General features: G+C 60.2%; 18 protein-coding genes. 9 read left to right on the top strand and 9 right to left on the bottom strand.

Annotation, left to right across the window (positions count from 1 at the left end; all coding sequences use genetic code 11):
* Positions 1–241: 241 nt before the first annotated feature.
* Positions 242–724, bottom strand: coding sequence for a MarR family winged helix-turn-helix transcriptional regulator (locus RMV17_RS20825; protein WP_409373094.1), 483 nt, complete (start codon positions 722–724; stop codon positions 242–244).
* A gap of 45 nt (positions 725–769) precedes the next feature.
* Complete coding sequence (locus RMV17_RS20820; protein ID WP_311882212.1) at positions 770–1,726, bottom strand: LysR family transcriptional regulator; 957 nt, start codon at positions 1,724–1,726, stop codon at positions 770–772.
* Between the two features lie 109 nt (positions 1,727–1,835).
* Here RMV17_RS20820 and RMV17_RS20815 point away from each other — a divergent pair, with 109 nt between their 5' ends.
* Positions 1,836–2,585 carry a sulfite exporter TauE/SafE family protein gene (locus RMV17_RS20815; RefSeq protein ID WP_175553567.1) on the top strand — a complete coding sequence of 250 codons (750 nt, stop codon included), beginning with the start codon at positions 1,836–1,838 and terminating at the stop codon, positions 2,583–2,585.
* On the opposite strand, the gene RMV17_RS20810 is transcribed toward RMV17_RS20815, so the two are convergent.
* On the bottom strand, positions 2,575–3,429 hold the full coding sequence (locus tag RMV17_RS20810; RefSeq protein ID WP_178087398.1) for a LysR substrate-binding domain-containing protein: 855 nt from the start codon (positions 3,427–3,429) through the stop codon (positions 2,575–2,577). The genes RMV17_RS20815 and RMV17_RS20810 overlap by 11 nt on opposite strands.
* Positions 3,430–3,525: 96 nt before the next feature.
* On the opposite strand from RMV17_RS20810, the gene RMV17_RS20805 reads away from it, so the two are divergent.
* Positions 3,526–3,747, top strand: a complete 222-nt coding sequence (locus RMV17_RS20805) for a DUF1127 domain-containing protein (protein WP_123453015.1) — start codon at positions 3,526–3,528, stop codon at positions 3,745–3,747.
* A gap of 79 nt (positions 3,748–3,826) precedes the next feature.
* Positions 3,827–5,053 carry a winged helix-turn-helix domain-containing protein gene (locus RMV17_RS20800; RefSeq protein ID WP_311882207.1) on the top strand — a complete coding sequence of 409 codons (1,227 nt, stop codon included), beginning with the start codon at positions 3,827–3,829 and terminating at the stop codon, positions 5,051–5,053.
* 132 nt (positions 5,054–5,185) lie between these two features.
* On the opposite strand, the gene RMV17_RS20795 is transcribed toward RMV17_RS20800, so the two are convergent.
* Positions 5,186–6,532 carry a class II 3-deoxy-7-phosphoheptulonate synthase gene (locus RMV17_RS20795; RefSeq protein ID WP_077573929.1) on the bottom strand — a complete coding sequence of 449 codons (1,347 nt, stop codon included), beginning with the start codon at positions 6,530–6,532 and terminating at the stop codon, positions 5,186–5,188.
* 150 nt (positions 6,533–6,682) lie between these two features.
* Between RMV17_RS20795 and RMV17_RS20790 the strand changes: the two genes are divergently transcribed.
* Positions 6,683–7,438 carry a spermidine synthase gene (locus RMV17_RS20790; protein WP_034155235.1) on the top strand — a complete coding sequence of 252 codons (756 nt, stop codon included), beginning with the start codon at positions 6,683–6,685 and terminating at the stop codon, positions 7,436–7,438.
* 132 nt (positions 7,439–7,570) lie between these two features.
* On the opposite strand, the gene RMV17_RS20785 is transcribed toward RMV17_RS20790, so the two are convergent.
* The gene (locus tag RMV17_RS20785) at positions 7,571–8,362 is read right to left on the bottom strand and encodes a crotonase/enoyl-CoA hydratase family protein (RefSeq protein WP_311882202.1); all 792 of its coding nucleotides are present in this window, start codon (positions 8,360–8,362) and stop codon (positions 7,571–7,573) included.
* 422 nt (positions 8,363–8,784) lie between these two features.
* Here RMV17_RS20785 and RMV17_RS20780 point away from each other — a divergent pair, with 422 nt between their 5' ends.
* Complete coding sequence (locus RMV17_RS20780) at positions 8,785–10,458, top strand: DEAD/DEAH box helicase (protein WP_008088238.1); 1,674 nt, start codon at positions 8,785–8,787, stop codon at positions 10,456–10,458.
* A 117-nt stretch (positions 10,459–10,575) separates the two neighbouring features.
* Here RMV17_RS20780 and RMV17_RS20775 read toward each other — a convergent pair whose 3' ends face one another.
* Positions 10,576–11,343, bottom strand: coding sequence for a class III extradiol ring-cleavage dioxygenase (locus tag RMV17_RS20775; RefSeq protein WP_311882199.1), 768 nt, complete (start codon positions 11,341–11,343; stop codon positions 10,576–10,578).
* Positions 11,344–11,446: 103 nt separating this feature from the next.
* Here RMV17_RS20775 and RMV17_RS20770 point away from each other — a divergent pair, with 103 nt between their 5' ends.
* Positions 11,447–12,094 (top strand): thiopurine S-methyltransferase, encoded by a 648-nt coding sequence (locus RMV17_RS20770; RefSeq protein ID WP_311882197.1) that lies wholly within the window; start codon positions 11,447–11,449, stop codon positions 12,092–12,094.
* A 198-nt stretch (positions 12,095–12,292) separates the two neighbouring features.
* Here RMV17_RS20770 and htpX read toward each other — a convergent pair whose 3' ends face one another.
* Together htpX and RMV17_RS20760 are read right to left on the bottom strand one after the other, a co-directional pair.
* Positions 12,293–13,180, bottom strand: a complete 888-nt coding sequence (gene htpX / locus RMV17_RS20765; RefSeq protein WP_007908619.1) for a protease HtpX — start codon at positions 13,178–13,180, stop codon at positions 12,293–12,295.
* Between the two features lie 303 nt (positions 13,181–13,483).
* The gene (locus tag RMV17_RS20760) at positions 13,484–14,695 is read right to left on the bottom strand and encodes a pyridoxal phosphate-dependent aminotransferase (RefSeq protein ID WP_311882194.1); all 1,212 of its coding nucleotides are present in this window, start codon (positions 14,693–14,695) and stop codon (positions 13,484–13,486) included.
* Between the two features lie 224 nt (positions 14,696–14,919).
* On the opposite strand from RMV17_RS20760, the gene msrB reads away from it, so the two are divergent.
* The 3 genes from msrB (at position 14,920) to RMV17_RS20745 (ending at position 16,368) form a co-directional block, all read left to right on the top strand.
* The gene (gene msrB, locus RMV17_RS20755) at positions 14,920–15,315 is read left to right on the top strand and encodes a peptide-methionine (R)-S-oxide reductase MsrB (protein ID WP_311882192.1); all 396 of its coding nucleotides are present in this window, start codon (positions 14,920–14,922) and stop codon (positions 15,313–15,315) included.
* A 109-nt stretch (positions 15,316–15,424) separates the two neighbouring features.
* Positions 15,425–15,910 (top strand): glutathione peroxidase, encoded by a 486-nt coding sequence (locus RMV17_RS20750; RefSeq protein WP_034155230.1) that lies wholly within the window; start codon positions 15,425–15,427, stop codon positions 15,908–15,910.
* Entirely contained in the window at positions 15,907–16,368 is a 462-nt protein-coding gene (locus RMV17_RS20745; protein ID WP_311882189.1) for a MarR family transcriptional regulator, read from the top strand. The genes RMV17_RS20750 and RMV17_RS20745 overlap by 4 nt, the downstream gene beginning before the upstream one ends.
* Here the strand turns inward: RMV17_RS20745 and RMV17_RS20740 are convergent.
* A complete protein-coding gene (locus tag RMV17_RS20740) occupies positions 16,352–18,673 on the bottom strand; it encodes a response regulator (protein WP_311882186.1) in 2,322 nt (773 codons plus the stop codon). The genes RMV17_RS20745 and RMV17_RS20740 overlap by 17 nt on opposite strands.
* Between the last annotated feature and the right edge of the window lie 126 nt (positions 18,674–18,799).

The raw sequence follows: 18,799 nt of genomic DNA, 5'->3' as shown, positions 1-18,799 counted from the left end.
TGCGCAAGATAAATTTTTGAGAAATCTGCGTTTCGACGAAAAGACGGTTATTGGAGGCGGGCTGTAAGGCTTGATTCAGAGCGGATTGCGCGGGAGGCAGGTGTTGGAAAATATTTTGCTGGCGATGAAATCAATGTGGGAGCGAGCCTGCTCGCGAATAGGATCTCTCATGCAACAAATCAGTCGGCTGACAGACCGCATTCGCGAGCAGGCTCGCTCCCACAGGGGGACAGTATTGGCTTTAGATCAGGCTGTTCTGTAGATGGCTACGCAGCGCCTGCAACTCCGCTTGCAGGTGTTGCAGGCGTTCCAGGGTGAAGCCGCTGGCGCCGAGGATGCATTGCGGAACGGTCTGGGCTTTTTCTTTCAGCGCTTGGCCTTGTTCGGTCAGTTCAACAATCACCACCCGCTCATCCTCACGACTGCGCGTACGGCTGAGCAAACCTTCGCCTTCCAGGCGTTTGAGCAGCGGAGTCAGCGAGCCAGGATCCGTCAGCAACCGCGAGCTGATTTCTCCGACGGTCAAACCGTCCTTCTCCCACAACACCATCATCGCCAGGTACTGCGGATAGGTCAGGTTCAAGGCTTGCAGCAAAGGCTTGTAGACCTTGGTCATCATCAGTGAAGTGGAATGCAGGGCGAAGCAGGCCTGGTTATCCAGCAGCAGGTCGTCGCAGGTGTCGCGTTCGGAAGTCATGTCAAAGCCTTGTTCGGTGATGGTCATGAATCTAGCGCTCGAATCTTTAATGCGCCAGATAATTCTCCGGATCTAATGGCGTCCCAGATCCCGTTGCAGTGCCAGATCCCACGGCGGCACGGGACTGAATCGGGTCTTCAGGTATTCGAGGAGCAAACGGCTGCGCGAGTGGGTTTGTTGCTCCATGCGCAGTGCGTAGATGCCGGTTGATTCCGGGCTTGGCAGGCCGTTTTCGCAGAACAGCGGTACCAGTTCTCCGCGCAGCAGATATTCGCTCGCCAGCCAGGTCGGCAAGTGCGCAACCCCTAACCCCGCCAAAGCGCCACACACCAGCGCCTCGGCATTGTTGGCGCTCATGCGGATGCGCGCCGGGCGGTGCAAGTGCATCTGGCCGTCGTGCTCGAACCGCCAGGCGAAGGGCGGGGCCAGGCCTTCCCAATCCAGACCATCATGCTCACCGAGTTGCGCCGGACTGCCGGGCACGCCCCGGCGTTTGAGATAGTCCGGACTGGCGCAGGCAATACGCACCATGCTCGCCAATGGCGTGGCCACCAGTCGTGTATCAGCCATTTGTCCGGCGCGCAGCACCAGATCAACCTTGCCCAGGTTTGAGCCGCCCATGTCGACGAAACTGTCGATCAAGTGCAACTGCACATCCAGGCCCGGATACAGAACGAGAAAGTCGGCAATCACCGGCGCCAGATGCCGGCGTCCGAACGCGGCGGGTGCATCAATGCGAATAAGTCCTTCCGGCGCACTGCTGAGCGACACGGCTTCGGCGCGGGCCAGTTGCAACTCGGCGACAATCCGCCGGGCGCGTTCAGCAAACGCCAGGCCGGCGGGCGTCGCGCGAACTGCATGGGTGCTGCGAACAAATAACTGGCTGCCGACGGCGCTTTCCAGGCTATCGATCCGTCGCGCGACGGCCGAAGGTGTCAGCGGATGTCGGCGCGAGGCGGCGGAAAAACTGCCACTCTCCAACACATCAAGAAACAGCCCTAATTGTTCAGTCAGTTGATTGGGGTTCATAAGAACTCACGCTTGTGCGAAATCGGCACAGCCATTGTGCGTTGCTGTGCGTTTCCCCGCCAGCCACGACTGCGTAGGATGAATCGCCTGACGTAAGAGGAATTCAGCTGTGATGGAGTTTTTGTTGTACCTGTTGTTTGGCGCTGCCCTTGGCACACTTGGCGGCATCTTCGGCATCGGCGGTGGTTTGATTGCCATTCCGTTGCTCGGCGTGTGGTTTGGCCTTGATCAACAGATCGCCCAAGGTACGGCGCTGGTCATGGTCGTACCGAACGTGATGCTGGCGCTGTGGCGGTATCACCAGCGCAATCGCATCGAACTGCGGCATGCGCTGCCCTTGGCGGTGATGGGTTTCTGCTTTGCCTGGATCGGTTCGATCTGGGCAGTGGGCATTGATGCGCAAACCATGCGCATCGGCTTTGTGGCTTTTCTTGTGGTGCTCTCGGCGTACAACCTGTTGAAGATGTTCGGCAAGCAACCTGCTGCGACTTCCGAAATGCGTTATTCCTGGCCGTGGCTTGGCGTGCTTGGCGCGGCGTCCGGGACCATGGGCGGTTTATTCGGTGTCGGTGGGGCGGTGGTGGCTACGCCAGTGCTGACCAGCCTGTTCGGCACCACGCAGGTCGTCGCCCAAGGCCTGTCGCTGGCGCTGGCGTTGCCAAGCACCGGCGTGACCCTGGTCACCTACGCGGTGCATCACGAAGTGGACTGGATGATCGGCCTGCCGCTGGCCATCGGTGGTCTGGCGAGTATCAGTTGGGGAGTGAAAGTTGCCCACGCCATGCCGGAAAAACTCCTGCGCGGGCTGTTCTGCGGTTTTCTGGTGCTGTGTGCGGTGATGCTCGCGTTTAAAGTTTAAAGCCCTCGACGATGTGCTCGGCCAGGCACTCGGTGATCGGCGACGGATTGTTCAGGTTGCGGATCAGCATGATGCTGGCTTCGGGCAACAGCGGCAGATCCTCGGAGGCGCCAAGAATGCGCATGTCCGGGGTTATCAAACTCTCCAGTTGCGCGGTAATCGCCAGACCGGCGCTCACCACCGCCATCAGCGCCGAGAGGCTGGTGCTGTTGTAAGCGATGCGGTATTCGCGGCCCATCGCATCCAGCGCATTACACGCCCACAAGCGGCAGAAACAATCACTGTTGAACATCGCCAAGGGCAGTGGCGTTTGTTCGTGGGCGCTGAAATTCTGCGCCTCGGCCCAGACAAACCGTTCTTTGCGCAGCAACTGGCCGATTTCGTTGCCCGGCTCGCGGGTGACGATCGACAAGTCCAGGTCAGTGCGCTGCAACAGTTGTTTGGTCGACTCGCAATGCACTTCGATCTGGATCAGCGGATAGAACTGTGCAAACCGCGACAGGATCCCCGGCAGAAACCGCATCACGTAATCATCCGGCGTGCCGATGCGCACGGTGCCGACCATGTGCGGCTCGCGCAGCGTGTTGAACACTTCGCTGTGCAACTTGAGGATGCGCCGCGCGTAACCGAGCAGCACCTGGCCTTCAGCGGTCAGGCGCACCTGGCGGCCGTCGCGCTCGAACAACTGCCGCTGCAAGACGTCTTCTTCCAGGCGCTTCATCTGCATGCTCACCGCCGACTGCGTGCGGTTGACCATTTCGCCGGCGCGGGTGAAACCGCCCTGATCAGCGATGGCGACGAAGGTGCGCAGGACATCGGTATCGATACTGGGGTAGGCCGACAATTGATGAATCTCCGTGATGCATGCCATCAGAAACATTCGTTGGATTGATCTTAGCGCCGGCGCGAGACTTGAGCCATCCACAAAGGAGGCAACACGATGAAAGGTCAAAGAGAGTATGTAGACGACGCAAAATTTTCCGGCCACGGCCATATCGTTTCCGACCTGTTGCACAAGTTTAGCCGCTGGTACGAATTGCACCGTGAACGCGAGTTGCTTGCCAGTCTGAGCGACGAAGCGTTGAAGGATATCGGGGTCAGTCGTGCCGACGTTGAACACGAAGCCGTGCGGCCGTTCTGGGATGACCCGATGCATAAATGACCGCTGCATAAATGATGAGCAGAGCGCTACACAAACCCACTTCCAGTGAGGTAGGTTGCGAGCAGACAAGGAGATGCTCATGCCCGCAACAGTATCCTTTTCCCTCAAACAGGCGCGACGACTGGCGCTGGCGGCCCAAGGCTTCAACGGGCGCCAGCCGCCGACTGTCATGGCGCCGCACCTCAACCGGCTGATCGAACGGCTGGGCTTGTTGCAAATCGATTCCGTCAACGCCGTAGTGCGTTCGCACTACCTGCCGCTGTTTTCCCGTCTCGGTTCCTATTCTTCCGATTTGCTCGACCAGGCCGCCTGGAGTTCGGGCCGACGTCGCACGTTGTTCGAATACTGGGGCCATGAAGCGTCGCTGCTGCCGCTGTCGATGTATCCGTTATTGTGCTGGCGGATGCAGCGGGCCAGGCGGGGCGAGGATATTTATCAGCAACTGGCCAAATTCGGTCGCGAGCAGCAGGACGTGGTTCGTCGGGTCTTGAATTCGGTGGAAGAGCAGGGCGCACTCGGGGCCGGCAGTCTGTCGACCCGTGAAGACAAGGCCGGACCGTGGTGGGACTGGAGCGCGGAAAAGCATGCGCTGGAGTGGTTGTTCGCCGCCGGTGAAGTGACGGTGGCGGGGCGTCGCGGATTTGAGCGTTTGTATGATCTGCCTGAGCGGGTGATTCCCTCTTCGATCCTTCAGCAAGCGTTACCTGACGAGGCTGAGGCGCAGCGTGGGTTGCTGCTGCACGCGGTGCAGGCACTGGGCGTCGGCACTGAAAAAGACCTGCGTGATTACTTTCGCCTGAACCCGGCGGATGCGCGTCCGCGTCTGGCCGAACTGGTTGAAGCAGGGCAACTGCAAATGTGCGAAGTCGCCGGTTGGCGGCAAATAGCCTATTGCCTGCCGGAGCCGAAAGTCCCACGCAAGGTGGCGGCCAGTGCGCTGTTGTCGCCCTTCGATTCATTGATCTGGGAGCGCAGCCGCACTGAGCGTTTGTTCGATTTTCGCTATCGGCTGGAGATTTACACACCGCAGGACAAGCGGGTTTACGGCTATTACGTGTTGCCGTTTTTGCACAACGAGCGGATTGCCGCGCGGGTTGATCTGCGTGCGGAACGGGCGGCCGGGCAGTTGGCAGTGCATGCGGTACACGAGGAAGAGCCGGGGCTGGATGAGCAGGGGATGCTGGCGCTGGCGGTGAATTTGCAGCGGATGGCGGATTGGCTGGGGCTGGCGCGGGTGCAGTTGAATTGTCAGCGCGAGAGTGCAGCGCGGTTGCGGGTGGCATTGGCGCAGATTGGGGGCGACTGACCTGACGCCATCGCTGGCAAGCCAGACTCCCACAGTGTCCGCGTCGTACCTGTATTTTGTGATCGACGCGATCACTGTGGGAGCCTGGCTTGCCAGCGATGAGGCCAGCCAAGGCGCTAAAGAGGTCGAACCTTAGCGGCGAACCTGTTTCAGGGTTTCGGCAATCAGGAACGCCAACTCCAGCGACTGATCAGCATTCATCCGTGGATCACAGTGGGTGTGATAGCGATCCGACAATCCGTCTTCAGTAATCGGCCGCGCACCACCAATGCACTCGGTGACATTCTGCCCGGTCATTTCAATATGAATGCCGCCGGCATAACTGCCTTCCGCTTCGTGCACCTGGAAGAACTGCTTCACCTCGCCAAGGATCTGTGCAAAGTCGCGGGTCTTGTAGCCGCTGCTGGCCTTGATGGTGTTGCCGTGCATCGGGTCGGAACTCCACAGCACTTGCTTGCCTTCACGCTGCACCGCGCGGATCAGCGCTGGCAGATGATCGCCGACCTTGTTCGCGCCCATCCGCGCAATCAGGTTCAGGCGCCCCGGATCGTTGTCCGGGTTGAGCACATCGATCAGGCGGATCAGATCGTCGGGATCCATGCTCGGGCCGACCTTCACGCCGATCGGGTTGTTCACGCCACGCAGGAATTCGACGTGAGCGCCGTCAAGCTGACGGGTGCGGTCGCCGATCCACAGCATGTGCGCCGAGCAATCGTAGTAATCGTTGGTCAGGCTGTCGCGGCGTACGAAGGCTTCTTCGTAGTTCAGCAGCAACGCTTCGTGGGCGGTGAAGAAACTGGTTTCGCGCAGTTGCGGCGAGCTGTCCATGCCACAGGCGCGCATGAACGCCAGGGTTTCATCGATGCGGTCGGCGAGGTGGCTGTACTTCTCGGCCAGCGCCGAGTTGGCGATGAAGTCGAGGTTCCACTTGTGCACCTGATGCAGGTCGGCAAAGCCGCCCTGAGCGAACGCGCGCAGCAGGTTCAGCGTGGCGGTGGACTGGTGATAGGACTGCAGTAGACGCTCCGGATCCGGTACGCGACTTTTCTCGTCGAAACCGATGCCGTTGACGATGTCGCCGCGATAAGCCGGCAGGGTCACGCCATCGATTGTTTCGTCGTTGGCCGAGCGCGGCTTGGCGAACTGGCCAGCCATGCGCCCGACCTTGACCACCGGGCAACCGGCGGCAAAGGTCATGACGATCGCCATTTGCAGCAACACTTTAAAGGTGTCGCGAATTTTCGCTGCGGAGAATTCGGCGAAGCTTTCCGCACAATCGCCGCCCTGCAGCAGGAAGGCCCGGCCCTGAGTGACTTCGGCAAACTGACGGCGCAGTTCGCGCGCTTCGCCGGCAAACACCAGTGGCGGATAACTGGCCAGGGTTTGCTCGACCTGGCGCAGGTGCGCGGCGTCGGGGTATTGAGGTTGTTGCTGGATCGGCAGGGCGCGCCAGCTGTCAGGGCTCCACGGTTGGCTCATCACGGTCTCTAGGGGTCTACGCACGGAAGGCCATGTTAGCAGCAATTAGTGCGTGACCTGCTGCTGCCCCATCACCGACAATCGCCGCTTTGCCACGGCGCCACAGCGGTGCCATCGCGTCACCGCGCCCGGTGACCATCAGGAGACGAAATGACTGAGGAGCGCGTCGAGCATCTGCTCGCCGAAGTACAGGATGAGTTCGGCGTGATTCGCGTGCTGGAAGTGGCCGATTACCGCTTTCTCGAGTTCGGCGATGCGATCGAGCAGAGCTGCGTGTTCACCGCCGACCCGAGCTGGCTCGAATACGATTACACCCGCGCAATGCTGATCGGCGCGTTGTGCCATGAGCAGCCGGAGAGCGCGCTGTTTCTCGGACTGGGCGCCGGGACGCTGACTCAGGCTTGTCTCAAGTTTCTGCCGCTGGAAGATGTCGAAGCCATTGAACTGCGTCCGGATGTGCCGCGCCTGGCCATCGAATACCTTGGCCTGGACGATGATCCACGCCTGTACATTCGCGTCGGCGACGCGCTGGAGTTGCTGCCGAGCGCTGAGCCGGCGGATCTGATTTTCGTCGATCTGTATACCGATGTCGGGCCGGGCGTCGGGCATCTGGCCTGGAGTTTTCTTGGCGACTGTCAGAAACGCTTGAATCCGGGTGGCTGGCTGGTGATCAATCAGTGGGCCACCGATGACGGCAAGCCGTTGGGCGCGGCGTTGTTGCGCGGGCTCTATCACCGGCATTACTGGGAGCTGCCGGTGAAGGAGGGCAACGTGATTCTGATTGTGCCGGCGGACCTCGATCAGGAGCTGGACATGCAGGCGTTGACTGCCCGGGCGGAGGCGCTGGCGCCGAAGTTGGGGTATTCGTTGCAGTCGTTGATCAACAGTATTCGCCCGGCCACCTGATTCGTCAGTGCAGGCCCCATCGCTGGCAAGCCAGCTCCCACAGGATTCGCGCCGTACGCAAAATGTGTGAACGACGCGGTCACTGTGGGAGCTGGCTTGCCAGCGATGACGCCCTGACAGGCGCCATAATTCTCAGATCCCCTTGAATATGCCAGGCCGCCGTTCCACCAGCGACCGCACACCTTCCTTGGCATCTTCACTGGCCAACAACTTCTTCACTAACGCCGGCAACCCTTGCGCCGCCGCCGTCTCACCTTCATATCGCGCCTGGCGCGCCGACATCAACGTCGCCTGCACCCCCAGCGGCGCCTGCCGGGCAATCCGCTCAGCCAATTCAATCGCCCGCGGCAACAGGTCTTCGCTGGCCATGACTTCCTGCACCAGCCCCAGGTGCAACGCCTCGTGCGCATCAAACTCATCGCCGGTCAGCAGCCAGCGCATCGCGTTGCCCCAACCGGCGATCTGCTGAAAACGTAAAGTCGCACCACCAAAAGGAAAGATCCCACGCTGCACTTCCATCTGCGCGAAGCGGGTATTGCTCGCACACAGGTTTATATCGGCTGCCAGCATCAGCTCGATGCCGATGGTCAGGCAGTAACCCTGCGCGGCGACAATCACTGGTTTGCTCACCCGTGGCCCGACGAAAACGCCCCACGGATCGCAACCGCCGGTCGGAACCTGCCAGCCCTGGGCGAGGGCGGAACTGGCGTTGACCAGATCCAGGCCAGCGGTAAAGTGCTCGCCATGCCCGAACACCACCGCCACCCGCGCTTCGCTGTCGGCCTCGAACTCGCCGTAGGCCAGGCTCAGGTCATTGAGCAGGGCGAGGTCGAAAGCATTGCGCTTGGCCGCTCGATCCAGGCCAATCAGATGGACGTGGCCACGACGTTCACGGCTGACGCGGCCGGGGCAGGGCTGATTCATGGCGAAATCCTCGGGCGGGAAGGGCGGGTGCAGCGACGGTATGCCGCACATCAGTGAATCGTTTAAGCGTCATCGCCCACAGGGCCGGGCCTTTGAAAAATAGACCTTGGGGCGATTATCCGCAAAACCCCATTACACAGCGGTGACACACGCATTCAGGCGATAAAAAAAGCTCCCTTTTTGGGCAAAATCCGGTATAGTGCGCGCCGGCCTTTAACCGGGCCGCGTTTAGGTAGCGCATTTCCCGAAGTCAGCTTCGGCTGCACGTCCGCATTGCGGGCTCTTCCCGGACGATTCTTTTTTTCATTCATTCGTTTTCGCAAATCCCCGCCGACAAAGCTGCCAGGGCGACTCTTGAGTCTCAACACGGCATGCGCAGCTTTGGAGCATGGGTCTTTGCGGATGCACTTAGAGGCAGACCCATGACCCAGGAAACCGGCGGATTCGCCGCTTTTAATCTTAACCCGAATATTCTTGCAGCCGTCGCAGCGACTGGCTACGAAGAGCCTTCGGCGATTCAGCAGCAATCGATCCCGATCATCATGGCCGGCCAGGACATGATTGGTCAGGCGCAAACCGGTACCGGTAAAACCGCCGCGTTCGCACTGCCTATTCTGCACCGCATCGATCCTGCCAAGCGCGAACCGCAAGCCCTGATCCTGGCGCCAACTCGTGAGTTGGCGCTGCAAGTAGCAACCGCTTTTGAAACCTACGCCAAGCAAATGCCGGGCGTTACCGTTGTGGCCGTTTACGGCGGCGCGCCGATGGGCCCACAACTGAAAGCAATCCGTAATGGCGCACAGATCGTTGTCGCCACTCCGGGCCGTCTGTGCGACCACCTGCGTCGCGACGAAAAAGTTCTGTCGACCGTGAACCACCTGGTTCTCGACGAAGCTGACGAAATGTTGAAACTGGGCTTCATGGATGACCTGGAAGTCATCTTCAAGGCTCTGCCAGCGACCCGTCAGACCGTTTTGTTCTCGGCTACCCTGCCGCAGTCGATCCGCGCCATTGCCGAACGCCACCTGCGCGATCCGCAACACGTTAAGATCCAGACCAAGACCCAGACCGTTACCGCGATCGAACAGGCTCACCTGTTGGTTCACGCTGACCAGAAGACTTCGGCCGTTCTCAGCTTGCTGGAAGTGGAAGATTTCGACGCTCTGATCATGTTCGTGCGTACCAAGCAAGCGACCCTGGATCTGGCCAGCGCCCTCGACGCCAAAGGCTACAAAGCCGCGGCGCTGAACGGTGACATCGCCCAGAACCAGCGTGAGCGCGTCATCGACTCGCTGAAAGATGGCCGTCTGGACATCGTTGTCGCGACCGACGTAGCTGCTCGTGGTCTGGACGTTCCGCGCATCACTCACGTGTTCAACGTTGACATGCCGTACGATCCGGAATCCTACGTTCACCGTATCGGCCGTACTGGCCGTGCCGGTCGCGAAGGTCGTGCACTGCTGCTGGTGACTCCACGTGAGCGCCGCATGCTGCAAGTGATCGAGCGTGTAACCGGTCAGAAAGTTGCCGAAGTACGCCTGCCGGACGCTCAAGCCGTTCTCGATGCGCGCATCAAGAAACTGACCAACAGCCTGTCGCCGCTGGTGGCTGATGCTGAATCGACTCACGGTGAGCTGCTCGATCGTCTGACTGCAGACATCGGCTGCACTCCGCGTGCTCTGGCTGCTGCGCTGCTGCGCAAAGCCACCAACGGTCAAGCGCTGAACCTGGCGGCGATCGAGAAGGAACGTCCACTGGTGCCGAACAACGCACCGCGCGGCGACCGTCCTGAGCGCACCGGTGATCGTCCTGATCGTGGTGACCGCGAGCGTCGCGCGCCAATGCCTTTGGGCGAAGGCCGTGCTCGTTGCCGTACCGCGCTGGGCGCGCGTGACGGTATCGCTGCGAAAAACCTGCTGGGCGCCATCCTCAACGAAGGCGGTCTGGCCCGTGAAGCGATCGGCCGCATCCAGGTGCGTGACAGCTTCAGCCTCGTCGAGCTGCCGGAAGATGGTCTGGACAAACTCCTGACCAAACTGAAGGACACTCGCGTTGCTGGCAAGCAGTTGAAGCTGCGTCGCTATCGCGAAGATTGATCCGCCCTTGGGCTGATTGATCGAGCATAAAAAATCCCCGACTGGTTCGGGGATTTTTTTTGCCTGATTTTTGGGTTCTCACAAAACCCTGTGGGAGCTGGCTTGCCAGCGATGACGTCAGCCGAAGCGATAGATATCCATGCCCAGCGCACCCATCGTGAAGCCTTTATGCGCCACGCTGAACTCACCCCCCGCGCCCCGGGCAAAATACAACGGCAACAAATGCTCATCGCTCGGATGGCTGCGCACCGCATGCGGCGCCTGCTGGCGATAATCATGCAGCGCCGCCTCATCGTCGGCCGCCAATTTCTCGATCACCCAGTCACGAAAATCCCGCGCCCACGGCTCGACACTTTCCGGGCCGGCATGCCAGTCCAGTTCATGCAGATTGTGCGTGATGCTGCCGGAGCCAATGAGCAAAATGCCTTGATCACGCAGGCTTGCCAGCGCCCGGCCAACCCGGGTTTGCAGCGCCGGGCCAGCACGGGTTGGCAGGGAGACCTGCACCACTGGAATATCCGCCAGCGGGTACATTAGCGACAACGGTACCCAGACACCGTGATCGAATGGCCGTTGTGGATCGAGGCGTGCGGGCAGATCGTTGGCAGTCAACAGTGCGGCGATCTCCGCAGCCAGTTGCGGATTGCCCGGCGCCGGGTATTGCACTTCAAACAGTGCACGAGGGAAGCCGCCGAAGTCGTGCCAGGTTTCCGGTTGTGCATGGCTGCTGACCAGCAGTTCGTGGCTCTCCCAATGGGCGGAGACGATCACGATGGCTTTGGGTTTGGGTAATTCGGCGGCCAGACGCGCCAGCGCCGGGCCACTGGCGCCGGGTTCCAGCGCCAGCATGGGCGAACCATGGGAAATAAACAGGCTGGGAAACATGATGGGTTCCTGAGCGTTAAGATGGCCTCATCTTCATTCAGATCATTGATCTAAATCTAATATAAGTTTTAACGCTTTTTGATCGAATTATTTGGAGTGATGCATGCAGCCTGAGTTTTGGCACAAGAAGTGGGCTTCGGGCCAGATCGGTTTTCACCTGCCCGAGGTGAATCCGTATTTGCCGCGGCACTGGGTGGCACCGGCAGCGGCGCGAGTGTTCGTGCCTTTGTGTGGGAAAAGTCTGGATCTGGCGTGGCTGGCGGGTCGCGGTCATCAGGTGCTCGGGATCGAACTATCGGAAAAGGCTATCGAGGACTTTTTCAATGAGCATCAGATACAGCCGCGGATCAGCCAGAAGGGCGCGTTCAAGGTCTATCGCGGTGAAACCATCGAGCTGTGGTGCGGCGACTTCTTCGCGCTGACCGCCGCGGATGTGGCCGATTGCACCGCGTTGTACGACCGCGCCGCGCTGATTGCCTTGCCGGCGCCGATGCGTGAGCGTTATGCGGCGCATCTTCAGCAGATTCTGCCGCTGGCTGTGCAAGGGTTGTTGATCACTCTGGACTACGACCAGGCGCAGATGCCGGGGCCGCCGTTTGCGGTGGGGGATGATGAGGTGCAGCGGTTGCTGAGTGGTGCCTGGCAGGTGCAGGTGCTGGAAGAGCAGGATGTGCTGGGGGAGAGCGGGAAGTTCCTGCAGGCGGGTGTGACGCGGCTTGAGGAGCGGGTTTACCGCGTTTCTGGCCTATAGCTCTTTAGAGGTAGTACTGGCCTCATCGCTGGCAAGCCAGCTCCCACAGGGTTCAATCGTGCTCTCTCGATCTTCAAAACGCCACAGCCCACTGTGGGAGCTGGCTTGCCAGCGATAGGGCCATCAGCAACCGCCAACTAATCATGGCAACAAAAAAGGCCCGCATCACTGCGGGCCTTTTCATTGTTACCGGTCTGATCAACCGCGACGACGCAGCGCGTCGATACGCTCTTCCAGCGGCGGGTGGCTCATGAACATGCGGGCAAAGCCCTGTTTGATGCCACCGTTGATGCCAAAGGCGTTCAGGGTGTCCGGCATGTGCACCGGCAGACCCTGTTCGGCGCGCAGACGTTGCAGTGCGCCGATCATCGCGCTGGTGCCGGCCAGACGTGCGCCGGCTTCGTCGGCACGGAATTCGCGCTTGCGCGAGAACCACATGACGATCGCACTGGCCAGAATACCCAGCACCAGTTCGGCGAAGATGGTCGCCACGTAGTAGGCGATGCCCTGGCCTTCTTCGTTCTTGAAGATCACTTTGTCGACGAAGTTGCCGATGATCCGCGCAAAGAACATCACGAAAGTGTTCACCACGCCCTGGATCAGCGCCAGGGTGACCATGTCGCCGTTGGCGACGTGACCGATTTCGTGGGCCAGTACAGCTTTCACTTCATCGGGCGAAAAACGCTCGAGCAAGCCCTGGCTGACCGCGACCAGCGCGTCGTTCTTGTTCCAGCCGGTGGCGAAGGCGTTTGCCTCGTAGGCTGGGAAAATACCGACTTCGGGCATCTTGATCCCGGCTTCGCGGGACAGTTGCTCGACAGTTTGCAGCAGCCATTGCTCATGCCGGGTACGTGGCTGGCTGATGATCTGGGTACCGGTGCTCATCTTCGCCATCCACTTGGAGATGAACAGCGAGAACAGCGAGCCGGCGAAACCAAAGACTGCACAGAAAACCAGCAGCTGACTAAGGTCGAGATCAACCCCGTTGGCCGCCATGAACCCGTTGAAGCCAAACAGGCTCAGGGTGATGCTGGCTATCAGCACGACCGCCAGGTTAGTGGCCAAAAACAGCAGGATGCGCATCATGGTTGTAGAAATCTCCTCAAGCTAAAGATGTAGCGTACTGCGGGGTATATAAGGTGCCGCACCGGGCTATTCAACTGAGTGACTATTTCAAACTGTGTCCTACAGCGGATTCTTCAGTGCTCGGCACATTTCCCACAACGGATAACGATAGGGATGACGACCAGCCGCGACCCGTCGCCATTACGCTGGACGCAGGTAAAGGGTACGAATCGCAAGTGTAGAAGGCGTGCGCAGAGGCGGAACGCAGAAGTGTTGCTGAATCAGACAGTGCGCAACGTTTGGCCGTTGCGCACTGCTGGCCAGTTACTGGCGGTACGACTTGAGGAAGTTGCCGATGCGGCCGATGGCCATTTCCAGGTCGTCGACGCGGGGCAGGGTGACCACGCGGAAGTGATCCGGCCACGGCCAGTTGAACGCCGTGCCTTGCACCACCAGCAGCTTCTCGGAGAGCAGCAGGTCGAGGACGAATTTCTCGTCGTTATGGATCGGGCAGACCTTCGGATCGATTTTCGGGAACGCGTACAGCGCGCCCATCGGCTTGACGCAGCTGACCCCTGGAATGTCGTTGAGCAATTCCCAGGTGCGGTTGCGCTGTTCGAGCAGGCGACCCTGCGGCAGCACCAGATCATTGATGCTCTGATAGCCGCCCAGAGCGGTCTGGATCGCATGCTGGCTCGGCACGTTGGCGCACAGACGCATGTTGGCCAGCATGTCGATGCCTTCGATGTAGCTCTGGGCGTTGTGTTTCGGCCCGGAGATAGCGATCCAGCCGGAACGGAAACCGGCCACGCGGTAGGACTTCGACAGACCGTTGAAGGTCAGGCACAACAGGTCTGGCGCCAGCGACGCGGTGCAGATGTGCACGGCATCGTCATACAGAATCTTGTCGTAGATTTCGTCGGAGAACACCACCAGGTTGTGCGCGCGAGCAATTTCCAGCATGCCCAGCAACACTTCCTTCGAATACACCGCGCCGGTCGGGTTGTTCGGGTTGATGATCACCATGGCTTTGGTGTTCGGGGTGATCTTGGCCTTGATGTCGGCCAGATCCGGGAACCACTCGGCGCCTTCGTCGCACAGGTAATGCACGGCGTTACCGCCGGCGAGGCTGACGGCGGCAGTCCACAGCGGATAGTCCGGGGCTGGCACCAGCACTTCGTCGCCGTTGTTGAGCAGCGCCTGCAGCGACATCACGATCAGCTCGGACACGCCGTTGCCCAGGTAGATGTCTTCGATGCCGACACCTTCGACATTCTTTTGCTGGTAGTACTGCATCACCGCTTTGCGCGCGCTGAACAGGCCTTTGGAGTCGCTGTAGCCTTGCGCGGTCGGCAGGTTGCGGATCACATCCTGGAGGATTTCATCCGGCGCTTCGAAACCAAACGGCGCCGGGTTGCCGATGTTCAGCTTGAGGATGCGCTGGCCTTCCTCTTCCAGTCGTTTGGCGTGCTTGAGCACCGGGCCGCGAATGTCGTAGCAGACGTTGGCGAGCTTGTTCGATTTGCTGAACTGCATGGCGATGTGATCCCGAAAATGAACGATCCAGGCGGCGAATGGACAACCGTGCTGGGATTCCTGTGTTTTCACACAGGCGGACGTCTTGAGCCGTGGCTCCCATAATCCGTTTGAATGCGCCCGGTCTGGCTGCCAGACTGGTGCGTGACGAGGCGCAATCATACGTGCCGCCCGATCCGTGGAAAAGGTACAGATCGGGCTTTTTCAGCCGCTGAGGTGTGATGATGGAAAAGTTGGAAAAAACCCTGGAAGAATGGCAGGCGATGCTCGACCCCGAGCAATACAACGTTTGTCGTCTGAGTGCGACCGAACGCCCGTTCTCCGGCAAATACAACGACACCAAGACCGACGGTGTCTACCACTGTGTTTGCTGCAACGAAGCGCTGTTCGACTCCAAGACCAAATTCGATTCCGGCTGCGGCTGGCCGAGCTTCTACGCGCCGATCGGCGAAAGCGCCATGACCGAAATCCGTGATACCACTCACGGCATGATTCGCACGGAAGTGAAGTGCGCGCGCTGCGATGCGCATCTGGGCCATGTGTTCCCGGACGGCCCGCCGCCGACTGGTTTGCGTTATTGCATCAATTCGGTGTGCCTGAACCTCGAACCGCGCGCATAAACGATCGAAGGCGACCTTTGGGTCGCCTTGTTATTCGATAATTAAATTGCACGCAATTTAATTGCTCGCTATGTTTGGTCTTTCCCGACTGTCTGCGGAGCCCCATGCCATGAGCGACAACCTGCTGAACATTCCGTGCACCACGATCAAAGGTGAGCAAAAGACCCTGGCCGATTTCGCCGGCAAAGCGGTTCTGGTGGTCAACACCGCCAGCAAGTGCGGTTTTACCCCGCAATACAAAGGCCTCGAAGAACTGTGGCAGACCTACAAGGATCAGGGCCTGGTGGTCTTGGGCTTCCCCTGCAATCAGTTCGGCAAGCAGGAGCCGGGCAACGAGGGTGCCATCAGCGAATTCTGCGAGCTGAACTTCGGCGTCAGCTTTCCGCTGTTCAAGAAGATCGAAGTCAACGGCGCCGGCGCGCATCCATTGTTCGTGCAGTTGAAGAAACGCGCCCCGGGCGTACTCGGTTCGCAAGGCATCAAGTGGAACTTCACCAAGTTCCTCATCGGCAAGGACGGCCAGTTGGTCAAACGCTTCGCCCCGGCGACCAAGCCGCAGGACCTGAGCCGCGAGATCGAAGCCCTGCTCAAATGAACGGCCTGCCGGTCGATTCGCTGAAGCTCGACAACCAGTTGTGCTTCAAGCTGTACGCCGCCTCCCGGGCGGTGATTCGTGCCTACAAGCCGATGCTCGATCAGCTCGGTCTGACCTACCCGCAGTATCTGGCGATGCTGGTGTTGTGGGAATGGCAGGACGCCGCGCCGGAGCAACCGACCGTCAAGGCATTGGGCGAGCGTCTGGCACTGGATTCGGGCACGCTGACGCCGTTGCTCAAGCGCCTGGAGCAGTTGCAATGGGTGCAGCGCCAGCGTTCGACGCGCGACGAGCGGGAAGTCCATCTGAGCCTGACGCCCGCAGGGCAAGCCTTGCGCGAGCAGGTCGGGCCACTCAAGGCCCGACTGCTGTGCGACAGCGGGGTGGATCTGGACCGACTCAATGAGTTGCGTAACGGCCTCGATCACTTGCTGGGGCAGATCAAAGCGCTGTCGTAGTCGGAATCCACTGATCGAGCAGTGCCGCCAGTTCTTCACGGCGGAACGGCTTGGCCAGATAGTCGCTCATGCCGGCTGCACGGCAGCGCTCACGTTCCTCGGACATCGCGTTGGCGGTCAGGGCGACGATAGGCAGGTGCGGCCAGCGCCCGCTCTGGCGAATCTGCCGGCTGGCTTCGTAGCCGTCCATCACGGGCATGTTGCAGTCCATCAGCACCAGATCGAATTCGTGATACTCCAACTGATCCAGCGCTTCGGCACCGTGGGCGGCGACGATGACCTCGCAGCCCAGTTTGCCGAGCATGCCTTTGGCCACCAGTTGATTGACCGGGTTGTCCTCGACCAGCAACACCCGTCCGCGCCGCACCGAGGGCGCTGTTTCAAGTTGCGCGTCATTGATGGCGACCACGTCCGGTTGCAGCGTGCGCCGCAGGTTCTGGTAGAGCGCGTTACGCGCCAGCGGTCGTGCCTGTTGTTGCAAAGGCGCGAGTGCGGCGGCTTCTTCGCTCGGCAGGAAACTGCCGTAGGCGGTCACCAGCAGAATCGGCGCAGCGAGCGTCGGGCGCAAGCCGAACAGGCACTCCGGACAATCGGTGATCACCACGTCCGACGTCAGGCCCAGCAGTGAGTCATCGATGGTGCGCTGCTCATACGCAAGGCCCCACACCGGCAGCAGGCTTTGCAGCAGTTCCGCCAAACCACTGCTGGCCGCGGTGATGGCGAGCACTTTCCCGTGCAGAGGGGCCGGGACCAGCGCGCGGGTATGACACGGCAATGGCAACTCGGCACAGAACTGACTGCCGAAACCGGTCTCGGAGCTGATGGTCAGGCGCCCCTGCATCGCTTCGCAGAGGTTGTAGGTCAACGCCAGCCCCAGCCCGGTGCCGCCGTACTGGCGGGTGATGCCAGCGCCCGCTTGAGTGAACGGCTGAAAGATTTTCAGCTGCGCGTCCTGGGCGATACCGATGCCCGTATCGCAGACCTCGATGCGCACGCCATCCTTGCAGGTTGACAAGCGCACATCCACCCGACCGAAGCGGGTGAATTTCAGGGCGTTGGACAGCAGGTTGCTGACGATCTGCCGCACCCGGGTCGGATCGCCCAGTACCAGTGCCGGGAAGTGCGGGTCGATCAGGCAGGTCAGTTCGACGCTCGGCGCGGCATTCTGCGACAGCAGGTTGGCGGTGTCTTCGATCAACGAGCCAAGATCGAACGGGATGTGCTCGAGCTCCAGTTGCCCGGCATCGAACTTCGACAGGTCGAGAATATCGTTGAGCAATTCGACCAGCACCTTGCCCGAATCGTGGGCGATCGACAGCTGTTGCTGCTGTTCAGCATTCAACGGGCCGTCGAGGGACAGCGCGATCATCCCCAACAGGCCGTTGAGCGGAGTGCGGATCTCATGGCTCATGTTGGCGAGGAACGCCGAGCGTGCTTCAGCCATTTCCAGGGCGGTGCTGCGGGCGACTTCGAGTTCCTGATTGGACTGGCTGAGCCGCGCGTTGATTGCCTTGAGTTCGGCGGTGCGCGCCGAGACGATGTTTTCCAGTTGCCCGAGGTAGTCGGTCAGGCGGTTTTCGGCGTTGCGCCGCTGCTGGATCTCGGTGGCAATGTTCTCGAATTGCTGATTGGCGACTTTGACCAGCACGCCGATTTCATCGTTGCCGTGGCCGGACGGGCACTCCAGCGTGGTCGGCTCGGCGCTGCGCGGGTCGCGCCCGCTGAGTTCGCGGATGACCCGCACCAGTGGTTTGGTCAACATCACATAGAACAGCGCCAACAGGATGCCGGTGAGAATCAGGCTGCGGGCGAAGCCATTGAGCAGGGTCACCTCGGCGCGGCGCAGGAAGCGGCTACCGAAGGCATAGGTGTCGACTTCAAGGCTCAAGATGCCCAGCGATTCGTTGGGCAGATGATCCAGATACAGACGATCCTCGAACTGACGCTTGGCGCCAAACAGGAAGTCGCTGATCACGCGATAGCCGCTTTGCAGTTCCGGGCGTTTGACGCTGGCCAGCACCGTATTGTTGTTGTCGATCAGTTGCGCCGAAATGATCGCCGGTGAGCGCAACAGGCCCAGGGTCAGTTCCTGCGCCAGTTCGGCGTCGATGTTGTAGGCGATCCGTGAGGCCGGGTTATGGCTGATTTCCAGCAAAGACAGGATTTCACGGTTGATGGAGGCGTCTTCACTGGCATAATCGATGCCGATTTGCAGCAGGCTGAGCAGCGTGCCCAGAATGAACCCGACCAGCACAGTAAGCCTGGCTTGCTTGTAAGACAGCCGGTGGGTGAATTTGATATCCATGGGGTGTTGAACCACTTCCGTTTCCCTTCGCTGCTCAAGCATAGTCGATCATGTATGGATACCGAGGTTCCCGAATCGCCTTGTAACAAGGCTTGGTAGGGTGATTTTTATCTGTGCGTCGTCGCA

It is taken from the genome of Pseudomonas sp. VD-NE ins (assembly GCF_031882575.1).
GTDB classification, from domain to species: domain Bacteria; phylum Pseudomonadota; class Gammaproteobacteria; order Pseudomonadales; family Pseudomonadaceae; genus Aquipseudomonas; species Aquipseudomonas fluorescens_BZ.
The sequence above is the reverse complement of the archived record's forward strand: the minus strand, read 5'-3'. Positions and strand labels throughout refer to the sequence as shown.